This is a genomic window from Marinicellulosiphila megalodicopiae (assembly GCF_045862395.1).
In the GTDB taxonomy this organism is placed as follows: Bacteria; Pseudomonadota; Gammaproteobacteria; order Pseudomonadales; family Natronospirillaceae; genus Marinicellulosiphila; species Marinicellulosiphila megalodicopiae.
Genome location: NZ_AP023087.1, coordinates 1,204,493 through 1,225,509, shown reverse-complemented (window position 1 = coordinate 1,225,509; position 21,017 = coordinate 1,204,493). Strand labels below are relative to the sequence as shown.

Annotated in this window: 18 protein-coding genes and 1 pseudogene; 6 read left to right on the top strand and 13 right to left on the bottom strand. The window is 36.6% G+C overall.

Annotated features, from left to right (window positions below; translation table 11 throughout):
* Positions 1–519 (top strand): DUF6942 family protein, encoded by a 519-nt coding sequence (locus tag TYM08_RS05265; RefSeq protein ID WP_422381924.1) that lies wholly within the window; start codon positions 1–3, stop codon positions 517–519.
* Between the two features lie 536 nt (positions 520–1,055).
* On the opposite strand, the gene TYM08_RS05260 is transcribed toward TYM08_RS05265, so the two are convergent.
* From TYM08_RS05260 to TYM08_RS05245, 4 genes and pseudogenes are all read right to left on the bottom strand, one after another.
* Positions 1,056–3,740: a BspA family leucine-rich repeat surface protein gene (locus tag TYM08_RS05260; protein WP_422381923.1), complete on the bottom strand. Its 2,685-nt coding sequence runs from the start codon at positions 3,738–3,740 to the stop codon at positions 1,056–1,058.
* Positions 3,741–3,831: 91 nt separating this feature from the next.
* Positions 3,832–6,219 (bottom strand): BspA family leucine-rich repeat surface protein, encoded by a 2,388-nt coding sequence (locus tag TYM08_RS05255; protein ID WP_422381922.1) that lies wholly within the window; start codon positions 6,217–6,219, stop codon positions 3,832–3,834.
* A gap of 1,114 nt (positions 6,220–7,333) precedes the next feature.
* On the bottom strand, positions 7,334–7,468 hold the full coding sequence (locus TYM08_RS05250; protein WP_422381921.1) for a hypothetical protein: 135 nt from the start codon (positions 7,466–7,468) through the stop codon (positions 7,334–7,336).
* A gap of 6 nt (positions 7,469–7,474) precedes the next feature.
* Positions 7,475–7,711, bottom strand: a pseudogene (locus TYM08_RS05245) (flavin reductase); the annotation flags it as partial.
* A 475-nt stretch (positions 7,712–8,186) separates the two neighbouring features.
* Here TYM08_RS05245 and TYM08_RS05240 point away from each other — a divergent pair.
* Positions 8,187–9,698 (top strand): di-heme oxidoredictase family protein, encoded by a 1,512-nt coding sequence (locus TYM08_RS05240; RefSeq protein ID WP_422381920.1) that lies wholly within the window; start codon positions 8,187–8,189, stop codon positions 9,696–9,698.
* Positions 9,699–9,755: 57 nt separating this feature from the next.
* On the opposite strand, the gene TYM08_RS05235 is transcribed toward TYM08_RS05240, so the two are convergent.
* Positions 9,756–11,219 carry a PLP-dependent aminotransferase family protein gene (locus tag TYM08_RS05235; protein ID WP_422381919.1) on the bottom strand — a complete coding sequence of 488 codons (1,464 nt, stop codon included), beginning with the start codon at positions 11,217–11,219 and terminating at the stop codon, positions 9,756–9,758.
* A gap of 90 nt (positions 11,220–11,309) precedes the next feature.
* Between TYM08_RS05235 and TYM08_RS05230 the strand changes: the two genes are divergently transcribed.
* Positions 11,310–11,894, top strand: coding sequence for a pyridoxamine 5'-phosphate oxidase family protein (locus tag TYM08_RS05230; RefSeq protein ID WP_422381918.1), 585 nt, complete (start codon positions 11,310–11,312; stop codon positions 11,892–11,894).
* Between the two features lie 4 nt (positions 11,895–11,898).
* Here TYM08_RS05230 and TYM08_RS05225 read toward each other — a convergent pair whose 3' ends face one another.
* The 8 genes from TYM08_RS05225 to TYM08_RS05190 form a co-directional block, all read right to left on the bottom strand.
* Positions 11,899–12,354, bottom strand: a complete 456-nt coding sequence (locus TYM08_RS05225) for a DUF6557 family protein (protein ID WP_422381917.1) — start codon at positions 12,352–12,354, stop codon at positions 11,899–11,901.
* A 14-nt stretch (positions 12,355–12,368) separates the two neighbouring features.
* Positions 12,369–13,067, bottom strand: a complete 699-nt coding sequence (locus TYM08_RS05220) for an alpha/beta fold hydrolase (protein WP_422381916.1) — start codon at positions 13,065–13,067, stop codon at positions 12,369–12,371.
* An 18-nt stretch (positions 13,068–13,085) separates the two neighbouring features.
* Positions 13,086–13,685, bottom strand: a complete 600-nt coding sequence (locus TYM08_RS05215) for a 3'-5' exonuclease (RefSeq protein WP_422381915.1) — start codon at positions 13,683–13,685, stop codon at positions 13,086–13,088.
* A 99-nt stretch (positions 13,686–13,784) separates the two neighbouring features.
* Complete coding sequence (rpiB, locus tag TYM08_RS05210) at positions 13,785–14,219, bottom strand: ribose 5-phosphate isomerase B (RefSeq protein ID WP_422381914.1); 435 nt, start codon at positions 14,217–14,219, stop codon at positions 13,785–13,787.
* 181 nt (positions 14,220–14,400) lie between these two features.
* Complete coding sequence (locus TYM08_RS05205; RefSeq protein ID WP_422381913.1) at positions 14,401–14,691, bottom strand: TfoX/Sxy family DNA transformation protein; 291 nt, start codon at positions 14,689–14,691, stop codon at positions 14,401–14,403.
* A gap of 125 nt (positions 14,692–14,816) precedes the next feature.
* Complete coding sequence (locus tag TYM08_RS05200) at positions 14,817–15,245, bottom strand: hypothetical protein (protein WP_422381912.1); 429 nt, start codon at positions 15,243–15,245, stop codon at positions 14,817–14,819.
* A gap of 21 nt (positions 15,246–15,266) precedes the next feature.
* A complete protein-coding gene (locus TYM08_RS05195) occupies positions 15,267–15,659 on the bottom strand; it encodes a SufE family protein (protein WP_422381911.1) in 393 nt (130 codons plus the stop codon).
* A gap of 3 nt (positions 15,660–15,662) precedes the next feature.
* Positions 15,663–16,853 carry an aminotransferase class V-fold PLP-dependent enzyme gene (locus TYM08_RS05190; protein ID WP_422381910.1) on the bottom strand — a complete coding sequence of 397 codons (1,191 nt, stop codon included), beginning with the start codon at positions 16,851–16,853 and terminating at the stop codon, positions 15,663–15,665.
* Between the two features lie 152 nt (positions 16,854–17,005).
* Between TYM08_RS05190 and tcdA the strand changes: the two genes are divergently transcribed.
* The 3 genes from tcdA (at position 17,006) to mshL (ending at position 21,014) form a co-directional block, all read left to right on the top strand.
* On the top strand, positions 17,006–17,782 hold the full coding sequence (gene tcdA / locus TYM08_RS05185; protein ID WP_422381909.1) for a tRNA cyclic N6-threonylcarbamoyladenosine(37) synthase TcdA: 777 nt from the start codon (positions 17,006–17,008) through the stop codon (positions 17,780–17,782).
* A gap of 608 nt (positions 17,783–18,390) precedes the next feature.
* Complete coding sequence (locus TYM08_RS05180) at positions 18,391–19,389, top strand: ExeA family protein (RefSeq protein ID WP_422381908.1); 999 nt, start codon at positions 18,391–18,393, stop codon at positions 19,387–19,389.
* Entirely contained in the window at positions 19,386–21,014 is a 1,629-nt protein-coding gene (mshL, locus tag TYM08_RS05175) for a pilus (MSHA type) biogenesis protein MshL (RefSeq protein WP_422381907.1), read from the top strand. Before TYM08_RS05180 ends, mshL begins: the two co-directional genes overlap by 4 nt.
* Positions 21,015–21,017 lie beyond the last annotated feature (3 nt).

The following is a 21,017-nucleotide window of genomic DNA, read 5'->3' as shown; positions in this document are numbered from 1 at the left end:
GTGACACCTTTAAAAACACCGCACACAGGCTTTGGCGCAACAGACGGCACATTTACCGTATATTGCGCCAACACTCCTTCTACAACAGCACTAGACCCTCACAAAATCACTCCTATTTGTTATCAAGACATCGAACAGATCAACTCAGATAACGGCAATGGCTGGCGCAAAATTTTTAACGTATACGCCAAAATTTTATTTGAAATCAATTCAATGACATTTAAAGACTGGCAAAGCCTACGCAATGAATATTTACTACAAACACACTGCGCACACAGCCTTATTTTAAATCCGATAGACATTACAAAAACACAAAACGTACAATTAATAATGGGCAAAGGCTTTGCTTTATCTTTTTTTGACGAACCAGACATTCAGTGGATCACCCCCAAAATCGCGCATGTAAAACTTGCCGATTATCCCAACACATTCATTACCCCGTATTTTGATTACCGCCAATTTAATAATGCCGACATCACCGAATTTGCAAACATCATAAAAAACATTGCCAAATTTTGAAGACTTAACTGTCATTGCTATTCAGCAAAACTAAAAAGCATCCAGTAGAGATATAGGAATCTAATATGTGGGCGAGCGCTTGCTCTCGTTTCTAATTAAATCAAAAGAAAACAAAAATCAGAACGACTTTTCAACACCCCCAACTCTCTTGGTTCTTACCACATATTAGTTCGTGTAGGGTCGACATTTATGTCGAAAAACTAAAACTGCATATGCAGAGATGTGGGCGAGCGCTTGCTCTAGATTTTTCACAAATTTAAAAGAAAAAAGTCAGAGTAGATATCGGGATATTCACAAGAATGTGGTAAGTAAAACGATGCACTTATCGGATAAAACTGCTGAAGATGATGGGCAATGAGTCAATTGGTCTGAATTCTAAGGTTCAGATTCAAAGAAATCTTGATGACTATTCAACCTAGATGTTGATTTTACTTCTCTTAAGGATTTTGAAACAAAAAAAGGCCAGTACTGAAGTACTAGCCCTAATCGAAAAACAAAACATAAGGGCTTTTAGCCTATTTTGTGTTTCTGTGTAGCTATCTGATTATCTGTCGGGATCGTTGCTTTGATCTAAAGCCTATTAAGCATAATAACAAAAGTAATAAGTACCGATTAAAACTGCCCAAATCTGGTTCGGGTTCGGGTTCGATTTCGGGTGCCATTTCAGTCGACCCTCCATCAATAATTCTCCAACCAAAGGTTTCCATCAATGTGGTTCGAGCTGTTTGCGCTAATGAGTCAATTGAATATACGCTACGGCCTCCATCAAAAGAGACATTATCCTGGGGTATTTGATTACTCCATGACATTAACAACGCATCGTAATTGTCAGTTGAAAGTTCGGCATTATAGAACATGCTTTTCATACTTTTTACTGAGGAAATATTCCAGTTACTTAGATCTTGATTAAAACCATCGGTAAGTGCAAACATGCCATTCATATTGGTCACTAAGGACACATCCCAATTGCTTAGGTCTTGATTAAAACGACTAGCAGAATAAAACATACCAGACATATCGGTTACCAAAGCCACATCCCAATTGTTTAGATCTTGGTTAAAGCTTTGGGCTGTATAAAATATGCTTCTCATATTGGTCACTGAGGACACATCCCAATTATTTAATTCTTGGTTAAAACTGTCGGTATAGCTAAACATAGAAGCCATACTTTTCACTGAAGATACATCCCAACTACTTAAAGGTTGGTTAAATATTCTGGCAAAACGAAACATACCTTGCATATCTAACACCGATGACACATTCCAATTACTTAAATCTTGGTTAAAACTACTGGCAGAATGAAACATGGCCCCCATATTCGTAACTGAAGATACATCCCAATTATTTAATTCTTGGTTAAAAATTTTGGCATTATTAAACATATTTTCCATATTGGTCACAGAAGACACATTCCAATTATTTATATCTTGGTTAAATTTGGTTGCGCCCATAAACATCCCATCCATAACAGTCACTGAGGACACATCCCAATTATTTAACGCTTGGTCAAAAAATATAGAATTTTTAAACATATGGGACATATCCGTTACCGATGACACATTCCAATTATTTAATTCTTGATTAAAACTGCCCGCTTCGTAAAACATTTCATTCATAGATGTCACCGATGACACGTCCCAACTGTATAACGCTTGATTAAAATTACTGGCTTGATAAAACATATCACCCATATTTGTCACCGATGACACATCCCAATCATTTAATGTTTGATTAAACGTTTGGGCATTTCTAAACATGCCTGCCATTTTGGTTACTGCTGAAACATCCCAAGCGTCTAATGGTTGATTAAAGTTTTTGGCGTCATAAAACATATAGGACATATCAGTGACCGATGACACATCCCAATTATTAATATCTTGATTAAAATCCGAGCTTGCAAACATATATGACATATTAGTCACTGACGATACATCCCAATGACTGATATCTTGATTAAAATCCGAGTTTGCAAACATATAGGACATATTAGTCGCTGACGATACATCCCAATGACTGATATCTTGATTAAAATCCGAGTTTGCAAACATATATGACATATCAGTAACCAAAGAAAAATTCGGTTCATCTTGGGCGTTTAGCACCAGATTGCTACACCCATAAAATGCTTGCTTCGTTGATAACCAATTATTTCCTCCCCAATTTTCAATGGAAAGTAATTTTTTTGCATCTGTGAATTTACTGTTTTTAATGTTTTTTCTAAAATACATTTGAGGGTAAAGCCCTGAAATCGTCACCATATACCGCCCTGGCTCAGAATAGTCATGATAAATGTCACTTGTTACATGGCTATCGATCGATCCGTCACCCCAGTCTACGCTGAAGTCATAAGTAAACTCTGGATTCACTTCTAGTTTAATTTGATTATCTTCTGTCCACCCTTCATTATCAGTTTGCCATAATGTTCTAAAATAATTGTGTCCATCCACTACAGTTATGATTCTTTTTATTTCAACTTGCTGATTATGACTGTCAGTGACTTGATATGTTAATTCATACTCACCTAAAGATTGCATATCTAATTCACCGATTGTTGTAATCACTAACTCACTGTCTACATCGTCGAATGCAATGGCGCCTTTATCGACAAAAACTGTGTCCACAAATACCGTTTTTAGTTGTTCGCCAATTAAATAAATCTCGGGAGGCAGGCTGTCTAAAACGGTTACATTTCGTTCAATTAGTGATTGATTACCTGAAGAGTCTGTTGCTTGATAGGTAACGATATAGCTGCCCTTTGTTTGCAAGTCACCATTTATGGATGTTTGGATATTCACCGATTGATCGTAATTATCATAAGCAGTTGCACCCATGTCTTGGTATTCACTTCCCATTACTATTGTGACTTGCTCGCTGCCGTTTAATGTTAGAACGGGCGCAGTTGTGTCTACTACAGTAACAGTACGTGAAATGGGGGCGGCATAATTACCAGCTTCGTCTTTGGCGTGATAGGTTAATGTATAACTGCCAACTACATTAGTGTCTACTTTACCTGTAATCCACATTGTGGCTTCTTCATAATCTTGTTCATCAGAAAATAAGACTGAGTTTTCTATATACGTGCCATACACTTCTATTTCATCTGTATTATCATAAAAATAATATAAGGTCATCACAGGCGCAGTTGTATCGGGTGAATTTCCACAGCTGTTCAAAACAGTTGAAAAAAGCAATATCAGCATGGGGGTTAACAAAAATTTCATTATTTCTTTCCTAATTGAAAAGTATGTTTTCTACAAATTTGTAAAACTATAAATATTATTTAACTTTAAAAAGTACGTCGTTTTAAATGATTTATTGTAAAACGACTGGCCCACCATCTGTAATTTCCCAGCTAAAGGTATCCATTAATGCAGTTCGTGATATTTCAGCCATTGAGCCTTGAGTGTATTGGCTATTACCACCATCAAACTCAACGTTTGTTTGTGGTATTTGGTTACTCCACGACAGTAATAACGCATTGTAATTTTCAGTTGAGAGCGTCACTTCTTTAAACATTTTACCCATTTCTTCCACATTAGAAATATTCCAAGCACTTAAATTTTGATCAAAACTTGTGGCACCATCGAACATACCGGTATCACCATACCAGGCTCCGGCTCCCATTATTTTAACCGATGACACATCCCAGCTGCTTAAATCTTGATTAAAAATTATGGCATTTGAAAACATACCTTGCATATTCCCAACCGATGACACGTTCCAATTATTTAAAGGCTGATCGAATTTTATAGCACTAAAAAACATTGCGTCCATTTGTTCTACCAATGATACATCCCAATTACTTAAGTTTGAGTTAAAACTCACTGCACCAGAAAACATACTTCTCATATCAGTTACTGCGGATACATCCCAGTCATTTAAATTTGAATTAAAACTTTGCGCCGTTGCAAACATCTCTGACATTGTAATTACTGACGAAACATCCCAATCACTTATATCTTGATTAAAATTACTTTCCTTAAACATGGCGTTCATACTTGTCACTGCCGACACGTCCCAAAGGCTAATATCCTGATTAAAATCGGTTGCTGAATAAAACATAAATGCCATTGTTGTCACAGAGGATACATCCCAAGCACTGATATTTTCATTAAACAGATGAGCGTTATAAAACATTTGGTGCATGTCTGTAACCGATGAAACATTCCAACTATTTAAGGGTTGATTAAAATTGTATGCATCAGTAAACATATTAAACATACTTGTCACAGACGAAACATCCCAATCATTTATATTTTGATTAAAAAAACTGGCACCCGAAAACATCTCCGCCAAATTTGTTAACGAAGACAGATTCCAATTATTAAGTTCCTGATTAAATGCCGTTGCATGTTTGAACATAGATTGCATATTTGTCACTGAAGAGACATCCCAACTGTTTAAGTCTTGATTAAAATCCACTGCGGCATTAAACATATGATTCATATCCAAAACAGAAGACACATCCCAACTACTGATATCTTGATTAAAATTAGAATCTGCAAACATATATGACGTATCCGTCACCATCGATAAGTTTGGATTGTCAGTTGTATTGAACTGTATATTGTCAGTGCCATAAAAGGCTTGTTTCATCGACAACCAAATATTATCGCCCCAGCTTTCTACTGACTCTATTTTTTTAGCGTCTGACAATAAAGGTCCATTAGAGAAATAAATTTGAGGAAAACCCCCTGTAATACTAACTTTGTATTGCCCTGTTTGAGCATAACTGTGAGTGATTTCGCTGCTTACATTTGTATCAACCTGTCCATCACCCCAGTCTATGTTGTAGTCATAATTAAGCTGGGGGTTTACTTCAAGTTTGATTTGATTGTTTTCACTTACTCCTTCATTATCGGTTTGCCAGATAGTGGTAAAATTTTCTAGTCCATCGACTACCGTAACGTTTCTTTTTAGTTCCACTTGCTGATACTGACTGTCAGTGACTTGGTAAATTAATTCATACTCACCTACCGTTTGTGTGTCTACTTCACCAATTATTGCTACGTCTAACCGCCCATCAAAATCATCTGTGGCATTGGCCCCTAATTCGATATAGGGCGTGCCTACAATAACCTCAATGTGTGAATCTCCATTTATGCTGAGCTCTGGTAGTTCGCTAACAAACACCGTTACATTACGCTCAATTACTGACTCGTTACCTGATGAGTCGATGGCTTGATAGCTCACTATATAGCTACCTTGCTTTTTTGAATCTACATTCGTTGATGTTTTAATAACGACGGATTTATCGTAATTATCACTAACGGTTGCACCTAAGTCTGCGTATTCATCTTGAGCATAAAAAAATATTTTTCCCAAACCGTTCAACGTTATAATAGGTGCTGTTGTATCAACGACATTGACAGTACGAGTGACAGGCAAAGCATGATTTTCTGAACGATCAGTTGCGTGGTACGTTAAGGTATAACTACCTAATACATGGGTGTAGACTTCACCTGATACTGATTGGGTAATTTCATAATCTTGGGTGTCACTAGTAAAGAAATAAGGATCTTGAAACTCAGTGTAAACTTCTAATTCAATGACTTTTTCACCTAATAATGTAATCACAGGTGCTGTTGTATCATTTTCAGGGATAGGAATGGGAACAGGTTGAGGTTCGGGAGGAGGTATACAAGCACAACAAACTAGTGCAAAAGCCACAATTAGTGTCTGTGTTAACAAAATTTTCATTGTTATTTATTCCTTGTTAAAAGATGTCGTTCTAAATGATGTATATTCTGTGGATTAAAACATATTAATGTTTTAAATAAAGCCTATAGGTTCATAAAATTTTGTTCGTATACAAATTGATACTGCAACTTACAGTTACTATGCATAAGGGATGAATAGTCTAGAAATAACCATCACAGTGACCCATGCAAGTTTGTAGATTTACCAGTAAAAACCAAAAGGGAAACTCAATGAGACGAGAAATAAAACCAAAATGGACATCTAAAACCAATGGGGCATCCACTTTTGACTAAATCAATTACGAAGCCACTGGGTCCATTTGTAAAAAGACCTGAAGTGACATCAAAAAGACCTGAAGTGACATCCACTTTTTACTTTGGAAGTAAATATTGGGGTCGGATCCAAAATTAGCGTTGGAAATGTCTTGACTACGGTGAACTAGGTTAACTTCACGACAAAAAATCGAAAAGATCATTTGTTACTTTCGATATAAAGCTCCAAAAGGGACACCCACTTTTGATAATTTGGGAAAGACCAAAAGGGACATCCACTTTTACACCACTAAACTCATATTAGTTTTGTCGAAGACCTGAAGTAAGACCTGAAGTGACATCCACTTTTTACTTTGGAAGTAAATATTGGGGTCGTAAATATTGGGGTCGGATCCAAAATTAGCGTTGGAAATGTCTTGGCTACGGTGAACTAGGTTAACTTCACGACAAAAAATCGAAAAGATCATTTGTTACTTTCGATATAAAGCTCCAAAAGGGAAAGCTCCAAAAGGGACACCCACTTTTGATAATTTGGGGTCGGATCCAAAATTAGCATTGTTAATGACTAGTCTACAGTGATATAGGTTAACTTCCCGACAAAAAAATCGGAAAGGTCATCCATTTGTTACTTTCGATATAAATATCGACCCTACGAACATCAAAAGAACAGCAAATTCTAATCATTAGTTACTAACCAAAGCTACTGGATCTCCAACGATAAAACAGTTGAAGATGACGGGATTATTATTAGTAATCAACGACAAGCCATAACTGATGGTAACTTTTGGTTAATAATGCAGACATCACATGTTTGCAGACAGCATAAATAAGTTTGCCAAATTTTAAGGACGTCCAAGTGCCACTTGCTTTTCAGTTAAACTGAAATAATCTCCACCCATCTTACCCACAGAATCAACAAACGCTTGATTAATATTTTTATCCACATATAAATCATCTCGTACGTAAATACTTTTCACATCCAATTACACTACCGTGCCACCTGCTGGTAATTCACTGACACTCATTGTTTCTCTTAATGTGCATTCATACCGAATGGGCGCGTCTTTAACGGATAACACGTTAACTTGATTACTGGCACAACTTTTAATATCGGCTAAATCAAATTCACTTTGATCGCTTTCAACAGCTACATTTGTCTTATTCATTTTTTCGAGTAGATCGGAATTTACAATATTAACTACGCAATCACCTGCCTCAAGTAAGTTGGTAAGGTGTCTTTATCCACTGCAATTTTTGAGTGACTGTGTATAAAGTAAAACAGGCGGATTACATCTCGCTTCCGTAAAAAACGAAAAACCTGCAATTAATAATGGGCAAAGGTTTTGGGCTATGTTTTTTTGATGATCAAGAAGTGCAATGGCTGACACCCAAAATTGCTCATGTGAAAAACAGTTATTATCCCAACACGTTTATTACCACGTCTTTTGATTATCGACAAAATACCAATACTGACATTGTTAAGAATATAATTGCCAAATAAAAAATTTAAAATTTAAAATCAATTTGGTGCACCACATCAAAAACGCATGATAATTGAGCAATTTAATGTGCATTTACCTTTTATAAAAATTTAATAACCCAATAACAAAAAAAAAGAATTCATTATTCATAAACATCCTTTTAAACTGTACGCTTCTCAAATCCTGAGATGCAGTATTAAAGAAGAGGATTCACATGAAAACTAATACAACACATAAACTTACCCAAACAATCAAACAAACAATAAAAGGACTGCCATGTATTGCACTAATTGCAGCCTCAAGTTCAGCCTTCGCTAAAAACGATAAAAACAATCAATCTGATTTTGTAATAGGTGAAACTCCAGCGGTGCAAACTCATTTAGATCAAGAAGATATTGAAGATGGCTCGATTCATAAATTTGATTTAATCGAACAAGGCCGCTTAATTTTTGATGCGCGCTTTAACTTTTTAGATGGCCGTGGTCGTCCAGCTTCCACTGGTGGCGGTGCACCTCGTGACCCACACGGTCAACCGGATTTTTTAAGAACATCTGGCCCTGACAGTAGCTCATGTGCAAGCTGCCATAGTCAGCCATTTTCTGGTGGTGCTGGAGATTTTGTAGCCAACGTGTTTGTATTAGCTCAAATATTAGATCCAGTAACATTTTCCATTGATCCTAATTTTTCAAACGAAAGAAACACGTTAGGCATGTTTGGCGCGGGTGCAATCGAGATGTTATCTCGCGAAATGACTGCAGACATGCACAACATTCGTGACAACGCGATTGAACAAGCACAAGCTACAGGACAAGCAGTAACTGTAGACTTAATCACTAAAGGTGTATCGTTTGGTCAAATTAGCGTTTTAGCGAACGGATTAATTGATCCATCTGGAATTGAAGGGGTTGATTGGGATTTAATCATTAAACCGTTTCATCAAAAAGGGGCGGTTGTGAGTTTGCGTGAATTTACTAACAACGCAATGAACCATCATCATGGCATGCAAACTGTTGAACGCTTTGGTGAAAATACTGACCCGGATCAAGATGGTGTAATAAATGAATTAACCGTGGGGGATATAACTGCAATAACAGTATTCCAAGCATCATTACCGATTCCAACTCAAAATATTCCTAACCACCCATTAGCCAAACAAGCCGTAGCTGATGGTGAAGTAATATTTAGCGATATTGGTTGTAATGAGTGTCATCAAACTGAATTAGTTTTAGAGTCTCGTTTATTTGTTGAACCAAGTCCATATAACCCTGCAGGAAATTTACAACAAAATGAGGTTGCCAATTTATATACTTGGGACATGACTAACGATGGTCAACAAGGTGCCAAACTTAAAAAATTCCAACAAGGCGCTGTGGTCAATGCATTTACAGATTTAAAACGTCATAATCTTTGTGATGAAGATTTTGATCATTTTTGTAATGAACAATTAACTCAAGGTTCGATATTAGGTTATGCCGACGCTAATGATTTTACCCAAACACCCTACCCTCGCCCAACTGAAGTATTCTTAACTCGTAAATTATGGGACGCTGGCGATTCAGCACCTTATGGTCATCGTGGTGATTTATCAACATTAACCGAAGCGATTCATTTTCATGGTGGAGACGCTCGTGAATCTCGTGATGCGTACTTTGATTTAGATCAATACTCTCAAGACGCCATTATTGAGTTTTTAAAATCAATGACAGTGAATGATCAACCTATGTAATTTGTTTTAATACTTATAACAAGGCGTATTTATTACGCCTTGTTATTATTAAATAAATCATAAAATTTTATCTAACAATTCAACTAAATCCATTCTGTTTTCTTCCGTTGTATTGGCAAAGCCTAAAACCAAACCCGTTTTGATCTCATCATTTAAATAATACGATGACAATGCAGAACTGCCAAATCCATGTTCATACAATTTATTTTTTAATTGCACATCATTAATATTTGGAATTTCAATTACCAAATGCATGCCTGCACTTTCTGCAATAATATTTACTTTAGTTTTTAATACTGTATTGATAAGTTGTTCAAAATGTAAAAACTTTTCTTTGTACTGTTTTCTCATTTTACGCAAGTGTCTAACAAAGTGCCCTTGCATAATAAAATCGGCAACCACCGCTTGATTTAATAATGGCAAGTCTCCTGTTAAATACGACTTTGCAACCGTGAATGGTCTTATTAATTCGTCTGGTAAAATAAGATACCCCAAACGCAATGCAGGAAATAACGTTTTACTGAAACTTCCCATGTAAATCACGTTATTGTGTTTGGTCATACCCTGCATAGCCGCAATCGGTTTATGGTTAAAATGGTATTCGCTGTCGTAGTCGTCTTCTAATATCCATTTATTATTTTCTGTCGCCCAGTTAATTAATCTCAAGCGATCACTTGCAGGCAACAAGCCACCCATTGGGTATTGATGCGCGGGGGTTGTGTATATTATTTTTGATTCACTTAATTTTTCACAATGATTGATCATCCAATCCACATCGATGCTGTTATTTTTTAACGGTACGGGTTGCACAAACGGTTTCGATGTTGAAAACGCACGGTTCGCTCCTTGATAACCTGGGTTTTCATGTAACAACATATCCCCTTCATTTAATAAAATTTGACTGCATAATGAAATAGCTTGCTGAGAGCCTTGAGTAATTAATATGTTTTCAGCTTTACAATTTACACCTCGAGATAATGACAAATAGGACACCAACGCTTCACGTAAAGGCAAATACCCTTGAGGGTCGTCATACCCCATCAACACCGTTCGGTCTTGATGTTGCCTTACTAACTTATGCCAAATTTTATGGGGGAAATGTTTAAGATCAGGTACACCAGGCGTAAATGGTAATGTTAACGCACTACTCACGCTGAGTTTTTTCATGGTTTCACCCAATTGCGAAAGCGCCATAAATTGAGATCGTTTTTCAGGTTTGGTTGTTTTTGATGCTTGTTTTTGAGTGTTAGAAATGGATATTACATCAGGTATGTCATTTGATATAAACGTGCCGCGCCCCGTTTGGCTGTAAACAAAGCCTTCCATTTTTAACTGTTCGATCACCAATACAATGGTGTTTCGGCTGACTTGTAATATTTCACTTAATTTTCGCGTAGAGGGTAATCTTAAGCCTGAGGTTAACCGACCCTGGGCAATTAAGCTCACAAATTGCTGGTGAATTTGATGCTGTAAGGGCTCGTTGCTATTTAAGTCAAAGGCAGGAAAAGACGCCACCTCCATATTGGTACCATAGAAATTACAAAATTGGATCTTTATACTACTCCAATCTCGAATCATAATCTGTACATAATTTAAGATTAGGAAATAGACATGAACCAGTTAATGAATCACAGTCCCCACAGCACAATCAAACGTGCACCCAAACGAGCCAGTTACGACATACAAAAAGTGACGCAATTAGTTAATGAAGTGAAATTGGGACACCTAGGTTTTATAAGCGATAACCGCCCTGTGATTATTCCCATTACACTTTGGGCGGTGGATCAGCATTTGTATTTTCATGTGGCTAATAAAAGTCGATTACAAAAAATGCTAGAGCAAGGTAATGAAATTTGTGTGAGTGTCGCGCAAACCGATGAATGGGTCATGGCGAAATCGGCCTATCATCATAGTGCTAATTATCGTTCGGCGGTTTTATTTTGCACAGGTACGCGTGTGATAAACGATGTTGATTTTGATCATGCGTTTAAAGAGATTATTAATAATATAGAACCCGACAGATGGGAGAAAGTAAGGGCACCCAGCAAACAAGAGCGTAAAGGCACGGCACTGATGAAGCTCACTATTAACGAAGGATCGTTTAAAGCAAGAACAGGCGGTGCTACTGACGAAAAAGAAGACATGGACTTACCTGTTTGGAGCGGTGTGATCAGTGCCTGTCCTTTTCATAAATAGTGAATTATGAAATTTGATTATCGAATGTATTAAATGTCATTTCCCACAAGCAATGCGCGACAATTTCTTCATTTGAAAAATCATCAAATGAAGATTTTTCAATACGCATGCCTAGCCATTGCTCCCACGAAGTAAACGTTATATCAAAACCGACTTCATCTTCTGCATATTCAATATCTCTTTGTGCATTATAATGGGACTGATCTTTAACAAGCTCTCCATTTAAACTTGAGACATCTACATAATTCTCGCCATCTTCCAAAGTACTGGTTACCAGTATTCGCCAATGATTCTCATGACACTTAAGCGTTTGAAGCAATTCATAAGCAGATTTAAATCGGTTCAATCTCTTTTTTTTAATTCGCTTATTATGTTTTTTAAAATAAAAACCATAATAATCAATAAAAGGTTGCTCTATATCGTTCCATGAATATTGCGCAACCAAATCATTTAATTTCATTACTTGTCCTTTTTTTATGACACCAACCAGTTAGTCACAATTTCAGCCAACTTTTCAGGTTGCTCTAACGGTAAAAAATGCCCCGACTGATTAATTTGTTTTAATTCAAAATTATGACTTTTACTGACCACCTTCGAAATTATTTTATTGTTTACTGTTTTGTCAGTGTCACCCACTACAAACCACACAGGAGATGCTAATTGACCGATTTTTTTATAACAGTCTTTTCGAGTGTTAGTGGCTAATAATTGATTTTGTGCTGCACCGTCGGACATTGAATGGCTCATGCTAATAATTTTGTCACGTAATTGTGTATTGTATTTTTTAGTAGGATGTAACACACCCATTACGGTTTTAGAGTCTAAGCCTTTAAACCCATCTTCTTTGATGATTTCAGCGTATTGTTTGCGATTGTTTATTTCTGCATTTTCTAATTTGTCTAATGCATCTGACACCACCATTAATTTTTCAACACGATGTGGATATTTAATTGCAAACGCAGAGGCCAAATAGCCACCAAACGAAAAACCCAATAAGTTAAATGCACCCTTTGGTAACAGAGTATTTAAAGAATCTACAATATTATCAACAGATTTTTTAAACGGTATTTCAATATTAATTATTTCGATATCAGACGGTAAATTATTTTTTAATTCGTCCCATACATTTTCATTACAAAATGTGCCCGGGATGGCGTAAATTTTAGTAGACATATTTTTTTCCTCTGATATCTATATTGAAGCTAATAATTCGGGTATTTTTTTCTTTGGGGTTTTACATATTTTTTGAATCATTTCAAAGCTAACGGTTTTACCAATGCTAGATTCAATTTTATCGATCATCGCTAACCAAATAAAACCCGTCATTTTAGCATCGTCTAATGCACGGTGAAATTGACCACTTTTTGGAACACGACAATAATTCACTAACGTGCCTAATTTATGGTTTGGGCTGTCTGGTAATATTCTTCTTGCTAGTAAAAGTGAACAACCTGCACTGCCTGTAAATTCTAAATCAACCAAACCTAATTCAGCATCTAAAAACTTTTTATCAAAACTCAAATTATGCGCAACGATATGACTGTCTTGTATGAATTCATAGAATTGAGTCATTACTTGTGAATTGTGTGGCGCATCTTTTAGCATGTCATTGCTGATACCTGTTAGATCTTGAATGAATCCATTGATGTACACACCAGGATTCATCAACGATTGAAATTCATCCACGATCGCGCCATCCACAATTTTTACCGCGCCTATTTCAATAGCACGATCATTAAAGTCAGGTGACATGCCCGATGTTTCAAAATCCAGTACGACGATTGGTTTCATAATTTAAGTTCTATTGATTAATAAGTTGATAATGCAGTAAGCATAAAAAAAGGGATTCAATTACTTGAACCCCTTTTTTTGAAATTCTATACATCGATATTAATCTAACATATCGATTCGAGTTTGGTGTCTGCCACCCTCAAACTCGTTTTCTAAAAATGTTTTAGCAATGCTTTTACCTAAATCAGACCCAACAACACGTCCGCCTAACACCAATACATTGGCATCGTTATGCTTTCTAGTCATTTCTGCCATAAATTCATTCATGCATAAACCCGCGCGAATGCCTTTATGTCTGTTAGCCGCAATGCTGATACCAATACCCGTACCACACATTAAAATGCCTAACGAGTTTTCAGTAGAAAGAATTTTTTGTGCCATTAAATCGGCGTAGTCTGGGTAGTTAACACTCTCAGATCCGTCACAGCCTAAATCTTCAACTTCGTAGCCAAGCTCTACTACATAAGCCAATACAACATCTTTAAGTTCGTTTGCACCGTGATCGTTCGCGAAAAATACTTTTGGTAATGACATGAGTTATCTCGTTGGGTTTAAATTTTGGCGCATTTTACTATAAATTTGGGGCTAGAGCCATTGTAAAAGAGGCCTGTTTTTTAATATAAACCGTCTTTAGCCCTCTGTATAACACATCAATTTATACTAGATTGTAGAGCTTAAATTGGAAAAACCATGATATTCCATCAATAGAAACTGTTTACTTAGGCGCTAACCCTAAATCATCAAGACGCATTAATATTTCTGTTTTTCGTGTATTTTTAATTTCTAACCATGATATGTTTTCTCTAGCACCTAATATTGAATAAATCGAGTTCAAACCCATTGATTTCATCGGCTTAAGAATGGCATATAACTCATAGGGTTCGATTGTCATAAAATCTTCAATACAATGAATATCCACTAAAGCTAAAATTTCTTCGCTACGAGGTCCGAATCCATTTAAGTCTTTTAATCTTTTTGGTTCATTTTTATATGCTTCGATTATCATAGTTTTACTTGTATTAGAAAAAGTTGAGAAGTGAATAGTAACTAACAAAGCATAACTTTAAGAATATAGTTTGTTAATATCGACAATCTTAAACCAGTATGTCTTTGTAAAAAATTAACGTACAGCTATTTTTTTATTAACTTAATACCGATAGATGGACAAAATTCTCTTAAAAATTTACTGTTCGTTTCTATTTTAATTACTTTTATTGGATTCAATAATTTTAACTTTTTTAATAAAGTAGTCATATATCCATTTTTTCTAGATCCCTCTTCTGTATAACACACCCAGACCATTATTGTTTCGCTATTACGCTCAAACATTAGATATGCTTTACTCGGGATATACAGAACGTAGTATGGAAACAATATTGGATTCATAAAATCTGATTTAAATGTATACTTCACCTTACTTTCCAATAATTTTTCGTCAAAAAAATTTTCTTTACTAACACATTGTCTATATCCACTTTCATAAGTGTAACAAGCAAAATCAACACATTTATTGTCAAGTAAAAAATCATTTAAATTATCAAATTTAATGTCAACGTTCATATAATAAAACTCTCAAAAATATCAAATCAATATCATTTCTATCGATTCCTGAATTTTCATAATTCCATTCTGCCTAGACTGACTCACCACATTGCCCAATCCAAATCCCAATAAAATAGAAACATAGTCAATATTTTCAGCCTGATCAGAATCATTAGCCAAACTCACCACAATCCATAATATGGCTCTAATTAAGCGTGAATCACTATTGGCTTTGAAATGTACCTTCCCATCAACCATGCTGGAGCACATCCAAACCTTAGCTTCGCAACCTGCTATTTCATTTTCATCAACACATAATTCAGGCTCTAAAAACTCACCTGTTTTGGCAAGTTTTAATAACAACATATATTTATTTTCAAACCCGTTTACTTGGGAGAACTGTTGTTTAAATTCGTTTAATTGGTTTGACATAATTTAACTCAACATCTCGATGCTTTTTTTAAGGGCGGTGATAAATAAGTCGATATCTTGTTTGGTATTGTACGGCGCAATGCCTATTCGCAATGCACCTTTTAATTCGTAAAAATCAAACAAGACCTGTGCACAAAATATCCCGCTGCGCAGTGCTATATTTTGTTCATCCAGCAACATAGCTATATCTGCATGGTGGATGTCTTTAATATTAAATGCGACGATGCCCATGCTTGTTTTAGGAGATAAAAATTGAATGTCTTTAATTTGGTTTAATTGCTCAAAGGTATAATCGGTTAATTGTTGTGAATGGTTTTGAATTTCTTCTAAGGTGTGTTCGTTTAAAAACTCGATGGCGTGTGCAAAGGCTATAACTGAGCTTATAGGTGCTGTGCCCGCTTCAAATCTGTGTGGGGGTTTGGCAAAAGTGGTTTGCTTTCGACTGACTGAGGCTACCATAGCGCCGCCATATATTAACGGTGGCATTGAATTTAATAATTCGTTTTTACCAAACAATACACCTAAACCTGTCGGGCCATACATTTTATGTGCTGAAAATACGTAAAAATCCACATCTAAAAACTGTACGTCGACGTCAACATGCGACACTGCTTGAGCACCGTCTATTAATGTGTAAGCTTGATTTTGTTTGGCGATGTCGATTAAGTCTTTTACAGGCTGTAGGTTGCCTAATACATTGGAGACATGGGTCATGGACACTAAAAAGGTGTCTTCGTCTATTAGGTTGTCCGCTTGTATTAAATCAAACTGGCCTTGTGCGTCTAATTCTATAAAGCGTAATTCACAGCCAGTCAGCTGCGTGATGCGTTGCCATATTACTAAATTGGCGTGATGCTCAGCTACTGTAATGACGATGTTCTGATGATCTTGAATGTTGGGTAGCACAAATGAGTAAGCGACTAAATTAATGCTGGCGGTGGTGCCTGCTGTGAAGACTATTTCGTCTTTTTGTGCGTTGACAAATTGGGTGACCAAGTTACGGGTTAATTCAAACGCATCGGTATTTTTACGACTTAATGCGTAGTTTCCGCGATGGACACTGCTGTGCTCTACGCCGTTTGAGCGTGCTAGGGCATCTAATACAGATTTGGTTTTTTGCGTACTGGCGCCGCTGTCTAAAAATACAGGGGCATTGGGTTGTGCAAAAAAAGGAAACTCATCGCGTAAATTCATAACATTTGGCCAATTTGAAATTTGGCATATTGTAGGCTATTTCACTTTGTTGCGCACTTGTCCAAAGCGCTATGACTTAAATTGAGCGCTATCTACCAATACCGCAAACAACCATGTAAAATCCCCCTCCAATTTTTTGTTTTAAGACGGTTATGAAAGAGCGATTTGGTGGCATTGAGCGTTTGTACGGCACGCAGGTATTTCAAGCATTTTTGCAGACTCATGTTTGTATCATTGGTATTGGTGGTGTGGGCTCGTGGGTGGCTGAAGGCCTTGCACGCTCTGGCATTGGTGAAATCACCCTGATTGATATGGACGATATTTGTGTCACTAACATCAACCGTCAAATACACGCATTAACCAGTAATGTGGGTGAGTTAAAAACTGAGGCGATGGCTGCGCGCTTAAAAGACATTAATCCTGATATTAAAGTCAATATAGAAGATTGTTTTTTAACACGTGAAAATACTCGTGAATTAATTGGTGAAAAATACGATTATATTTTTGATGCCATTGATTCGGTTAAACCCAAAGCGCAATTAATATGGCACTGCAAACGCAACAAGATTCCATTGTTATGCGCAGGTGGCGCGGGTGGTTTGGTTGATCCAAGTAAAATTGAGATCTGCGATTTATTCAAAACCTTTAACGATGCATTGGCTGCAAAAACCCGTAACTGGTTACGTCGTGAGTATAATTACTCTACTAACCCTAAGCGTAAGTTAGACGTTGAGTTTGTGTTTTCAACCGAGCAAGCACGATTTCCCAAAGCTGATGGCACGGTTTGTCATTCTAAATCGGAAATGGAAGGCAATATTAAATTGGATTGTTCTACTGGATTTGGCTCAAGTACGGCGGTGACCGCTAGTTTTGGTATGCGCGCTGTTGGGCATATATTGAATAAAATAGCTAAGAAGGTTGAGGTTTAATTTTTTATACTGCTAATCAATGACAATAACTAAGGATGTCAGATCATCTTTGGTTGCCTGTCCTGTTCATTTTGCCTTTTAAACCGCTTTCATCTTCCCGCACGTCATCTTCAACAGTTTCATCGTTGGAGATCCAGAGTCTTTGTTTTAAATTTTTAAATGACTATGTCAAATATAAGACTCAACCTTGATCATCTTAGGTTGCCTGTCCCAATTAAAATCATCGTTGGAGATCCAGAGGCTTTGTTTTTAATTTTTAAATGACTATGTCAAATATAAGACTCAACCTTGATCATCTTAGGTTGCCTGTCCCAATCAAAATCCCAATCAAAATCTCTATTAGCTTCATTAATATCCAAAGGGATAGTGCCTTGATTAGATATAAACAAACGACCTTCAAATGAATCCGTGACTCAAATCTAGATGCAAAAAAAAGATCTCTATTTTAAGCCTATCCAATTACAGAACAACCAAACAACCTAAACACCGATTCTCCCTCACTCCAACCCAAATAAAACAAAGCCAAACCTTTACAATCCAAATCATTGTCTATACTGAAATTACATATTGTAAATATATGTAATTTTATATTAATTAATGAGACGGCTATGTACTTGCAACACTTTGGTTTGGACAAAACGCCATTTAATATCACCCCAGATACGCGCTTGTTTTTTGAAGGCTCAGATCGTGGTGCTTTACTGTCACTGCTGACTTACGCGGTGGAACAAGGCGAAGGCATCACTAAAGTGGTGGGTGAAGTCGGCACGGGTAAAACCATGTTGTGTCGTATGCTACCTACTCGTTCACAAGACAATATCCAATGGCTGTATTTATCCACACCTAGCCTTACGCCTGACCAAACTGTATTAGCTATTGCCCATGAAATGGGCTTAACCATTGATTCGAACCTTACAAAATTTGAACACATTGCCCTTATCCAACAGGCATTATTAAACCTGCACCTAGAAAACAAACGGGTGGTGCTATTAGTAGAAGAAGCCCAGGCCATGAGCTTAGAGACGTTAGAAGAAATACGTTTATTAAGTAACTTAGAGACCGACGAGCATAAGCTTTTACAAATAATTTTGTTTGGCCAGCCTGAGTTAGATGAAAAGTTAAAAGACCCACAAATTCGTCAATTACGTGAACGCATTATTCATTCTATTAACATTGACAGCTTGTCACTAAACGATGTGCACAACTATCTAAACTTTAGAATGCGCAGCGTGGGTTACACCGGCCCTGATATTTTTAATAAAAAAATAGCCAAAACCATTTTAAAATATTCTTTTGGATTAACCCGAAGAGTGAATTTAATTGCAGATAAAATATTGTTAATGGCCTTTAATGAAAATCGCCATAACATTACCAAACGTGACGTCAAACTGGCGGCGATGGATCATGATTTTTATAAAAAAACTTTTTCAATTACCACCGCCTTTATGATTATGTTCTTTTTAGCATTAAGTTTAGCGTTTGCATCCATATTTTTAAAACCATATATCACACTGCAAAATCCGAGTGTTGACGCTTTACTGTCAATAGAAACCACACCTCAGTCAACCTTACCCGACGCCATCGTTTTAGCAGAGGAATCATTGTGAAGATAATCAGTTATTTAATCGGTATGACCATTTTATTATTGGGTTGCCAATCTCAAATGTTTTCGCAAAAAAAAATAGACGATCTATATGGTCTATCAACTGGGCATTTAAACCAACAACCGCAATCTGATAAAAGCCAGATACCTCAAATTGTGGCAAGCCCACCAATTTTGCAACAACCACAATTATTAAAACAGCAAGAAAAACACACAGTGGTTGTATCCAACGTGCCTATTAATGAGCTTTTATTTTCATTAGCTCGTGATGCAAAATTAAATTTAGATATTAATAATGATGTGACAGGCACGATTACTATTAATGCAATCGAACAACCATTAATTGCAATTTTAGATCGCATTGCAGATAACAGTAATATTATTTATTCCATAAAAAATGACGTTTTAAAAATAAGAATGGATACGCCTTTTATAAAAAACTACAGCATTGATTATATAAACATGAGCCGTACCAGCTCTAGTAATTCAACCGTATCCACACAAATAAACTCTACAGGACAAGGTGCGGGTGCAGAATCAAACAGCTCTGGTGGCAACAATTCGTCAACCGATGTAAGCAATACCAGTGACAATCAGTTTTGGCAAAGCATTGAAAACAATGTCGCTATGATTATTTCTGGTGATCAAGAAGATTCAGACAGTAGTGAATCCAATAACAACATCATCACAAATAGAGAAACAGGCATTTTAGCGGTGCGTGCAACCAATAAACAACATCGTGTGATCAGTGAATTTATAAATGAAATTTTACACAGCTCACAACGCCAAGTATTAATTGAAGCCACCATTGCTGAAGTCACTCTAAGTAAAGGCTATCAAGCGGGTATTAATTGGTCATTAGTAGGCGATCAGTTATCAGACACCATTACCAATGTGTCTCAATCTTTTATTGATACCTCTTTAACAGCAGGCTCAAACTTTACACTGTCACAAACCAATAACTCAGGCAGTGACTCCATTCAGTCAACATTAACCGCTTTAGAAACTTTTGGTAATGTCAGCATTATGTCTAGCCCCAAAGTGATGGCACTGAATAACCAAACTGCATTGTTAAAAGTGGTCGATAACTTGGTGTACTTTACAGTAGGGGTCAATATTGAAGCAGGCGACGATACTTCATCAGATGTGGTCACTTATGAAACAACCATACAGACTGTTCCTGTAGGGTTTGTTATGAGTGTCACGCCATTTATTTCGCAATCTGAAAACGTGACGTTAAATATTCGCCCTACTATTTCAAGAGTGATTGGCCAAGCTCGCGACCCTAATCCTGAACTTGCCCGTGTGGGTGTCATCAGCGAAGTGCCAATTATTCAAGTACGCGAAGTGGAGTCTATGTTAAAAGTAGCAACCGGAGACATAGCGGTCATTGGTGGTTTAATGCAGGACGAATCGTCAACTGGCGACAAAGGCATTCCTTTTTTAGGTCGCATTCCCATTATTGGCTCGTTATTTAAATATAAAGACGAACGAATTAAAAAGACAGAGTTGGTAATTTTTATTCGCCCAACTGTGGTGAATCAGGCAAATTTAAACGGGGATTTTAAACAATTTAATCAATATCTTCCTCTATCAAATTCTCAAACTAATTTAACCCCTACTAATTAGGAG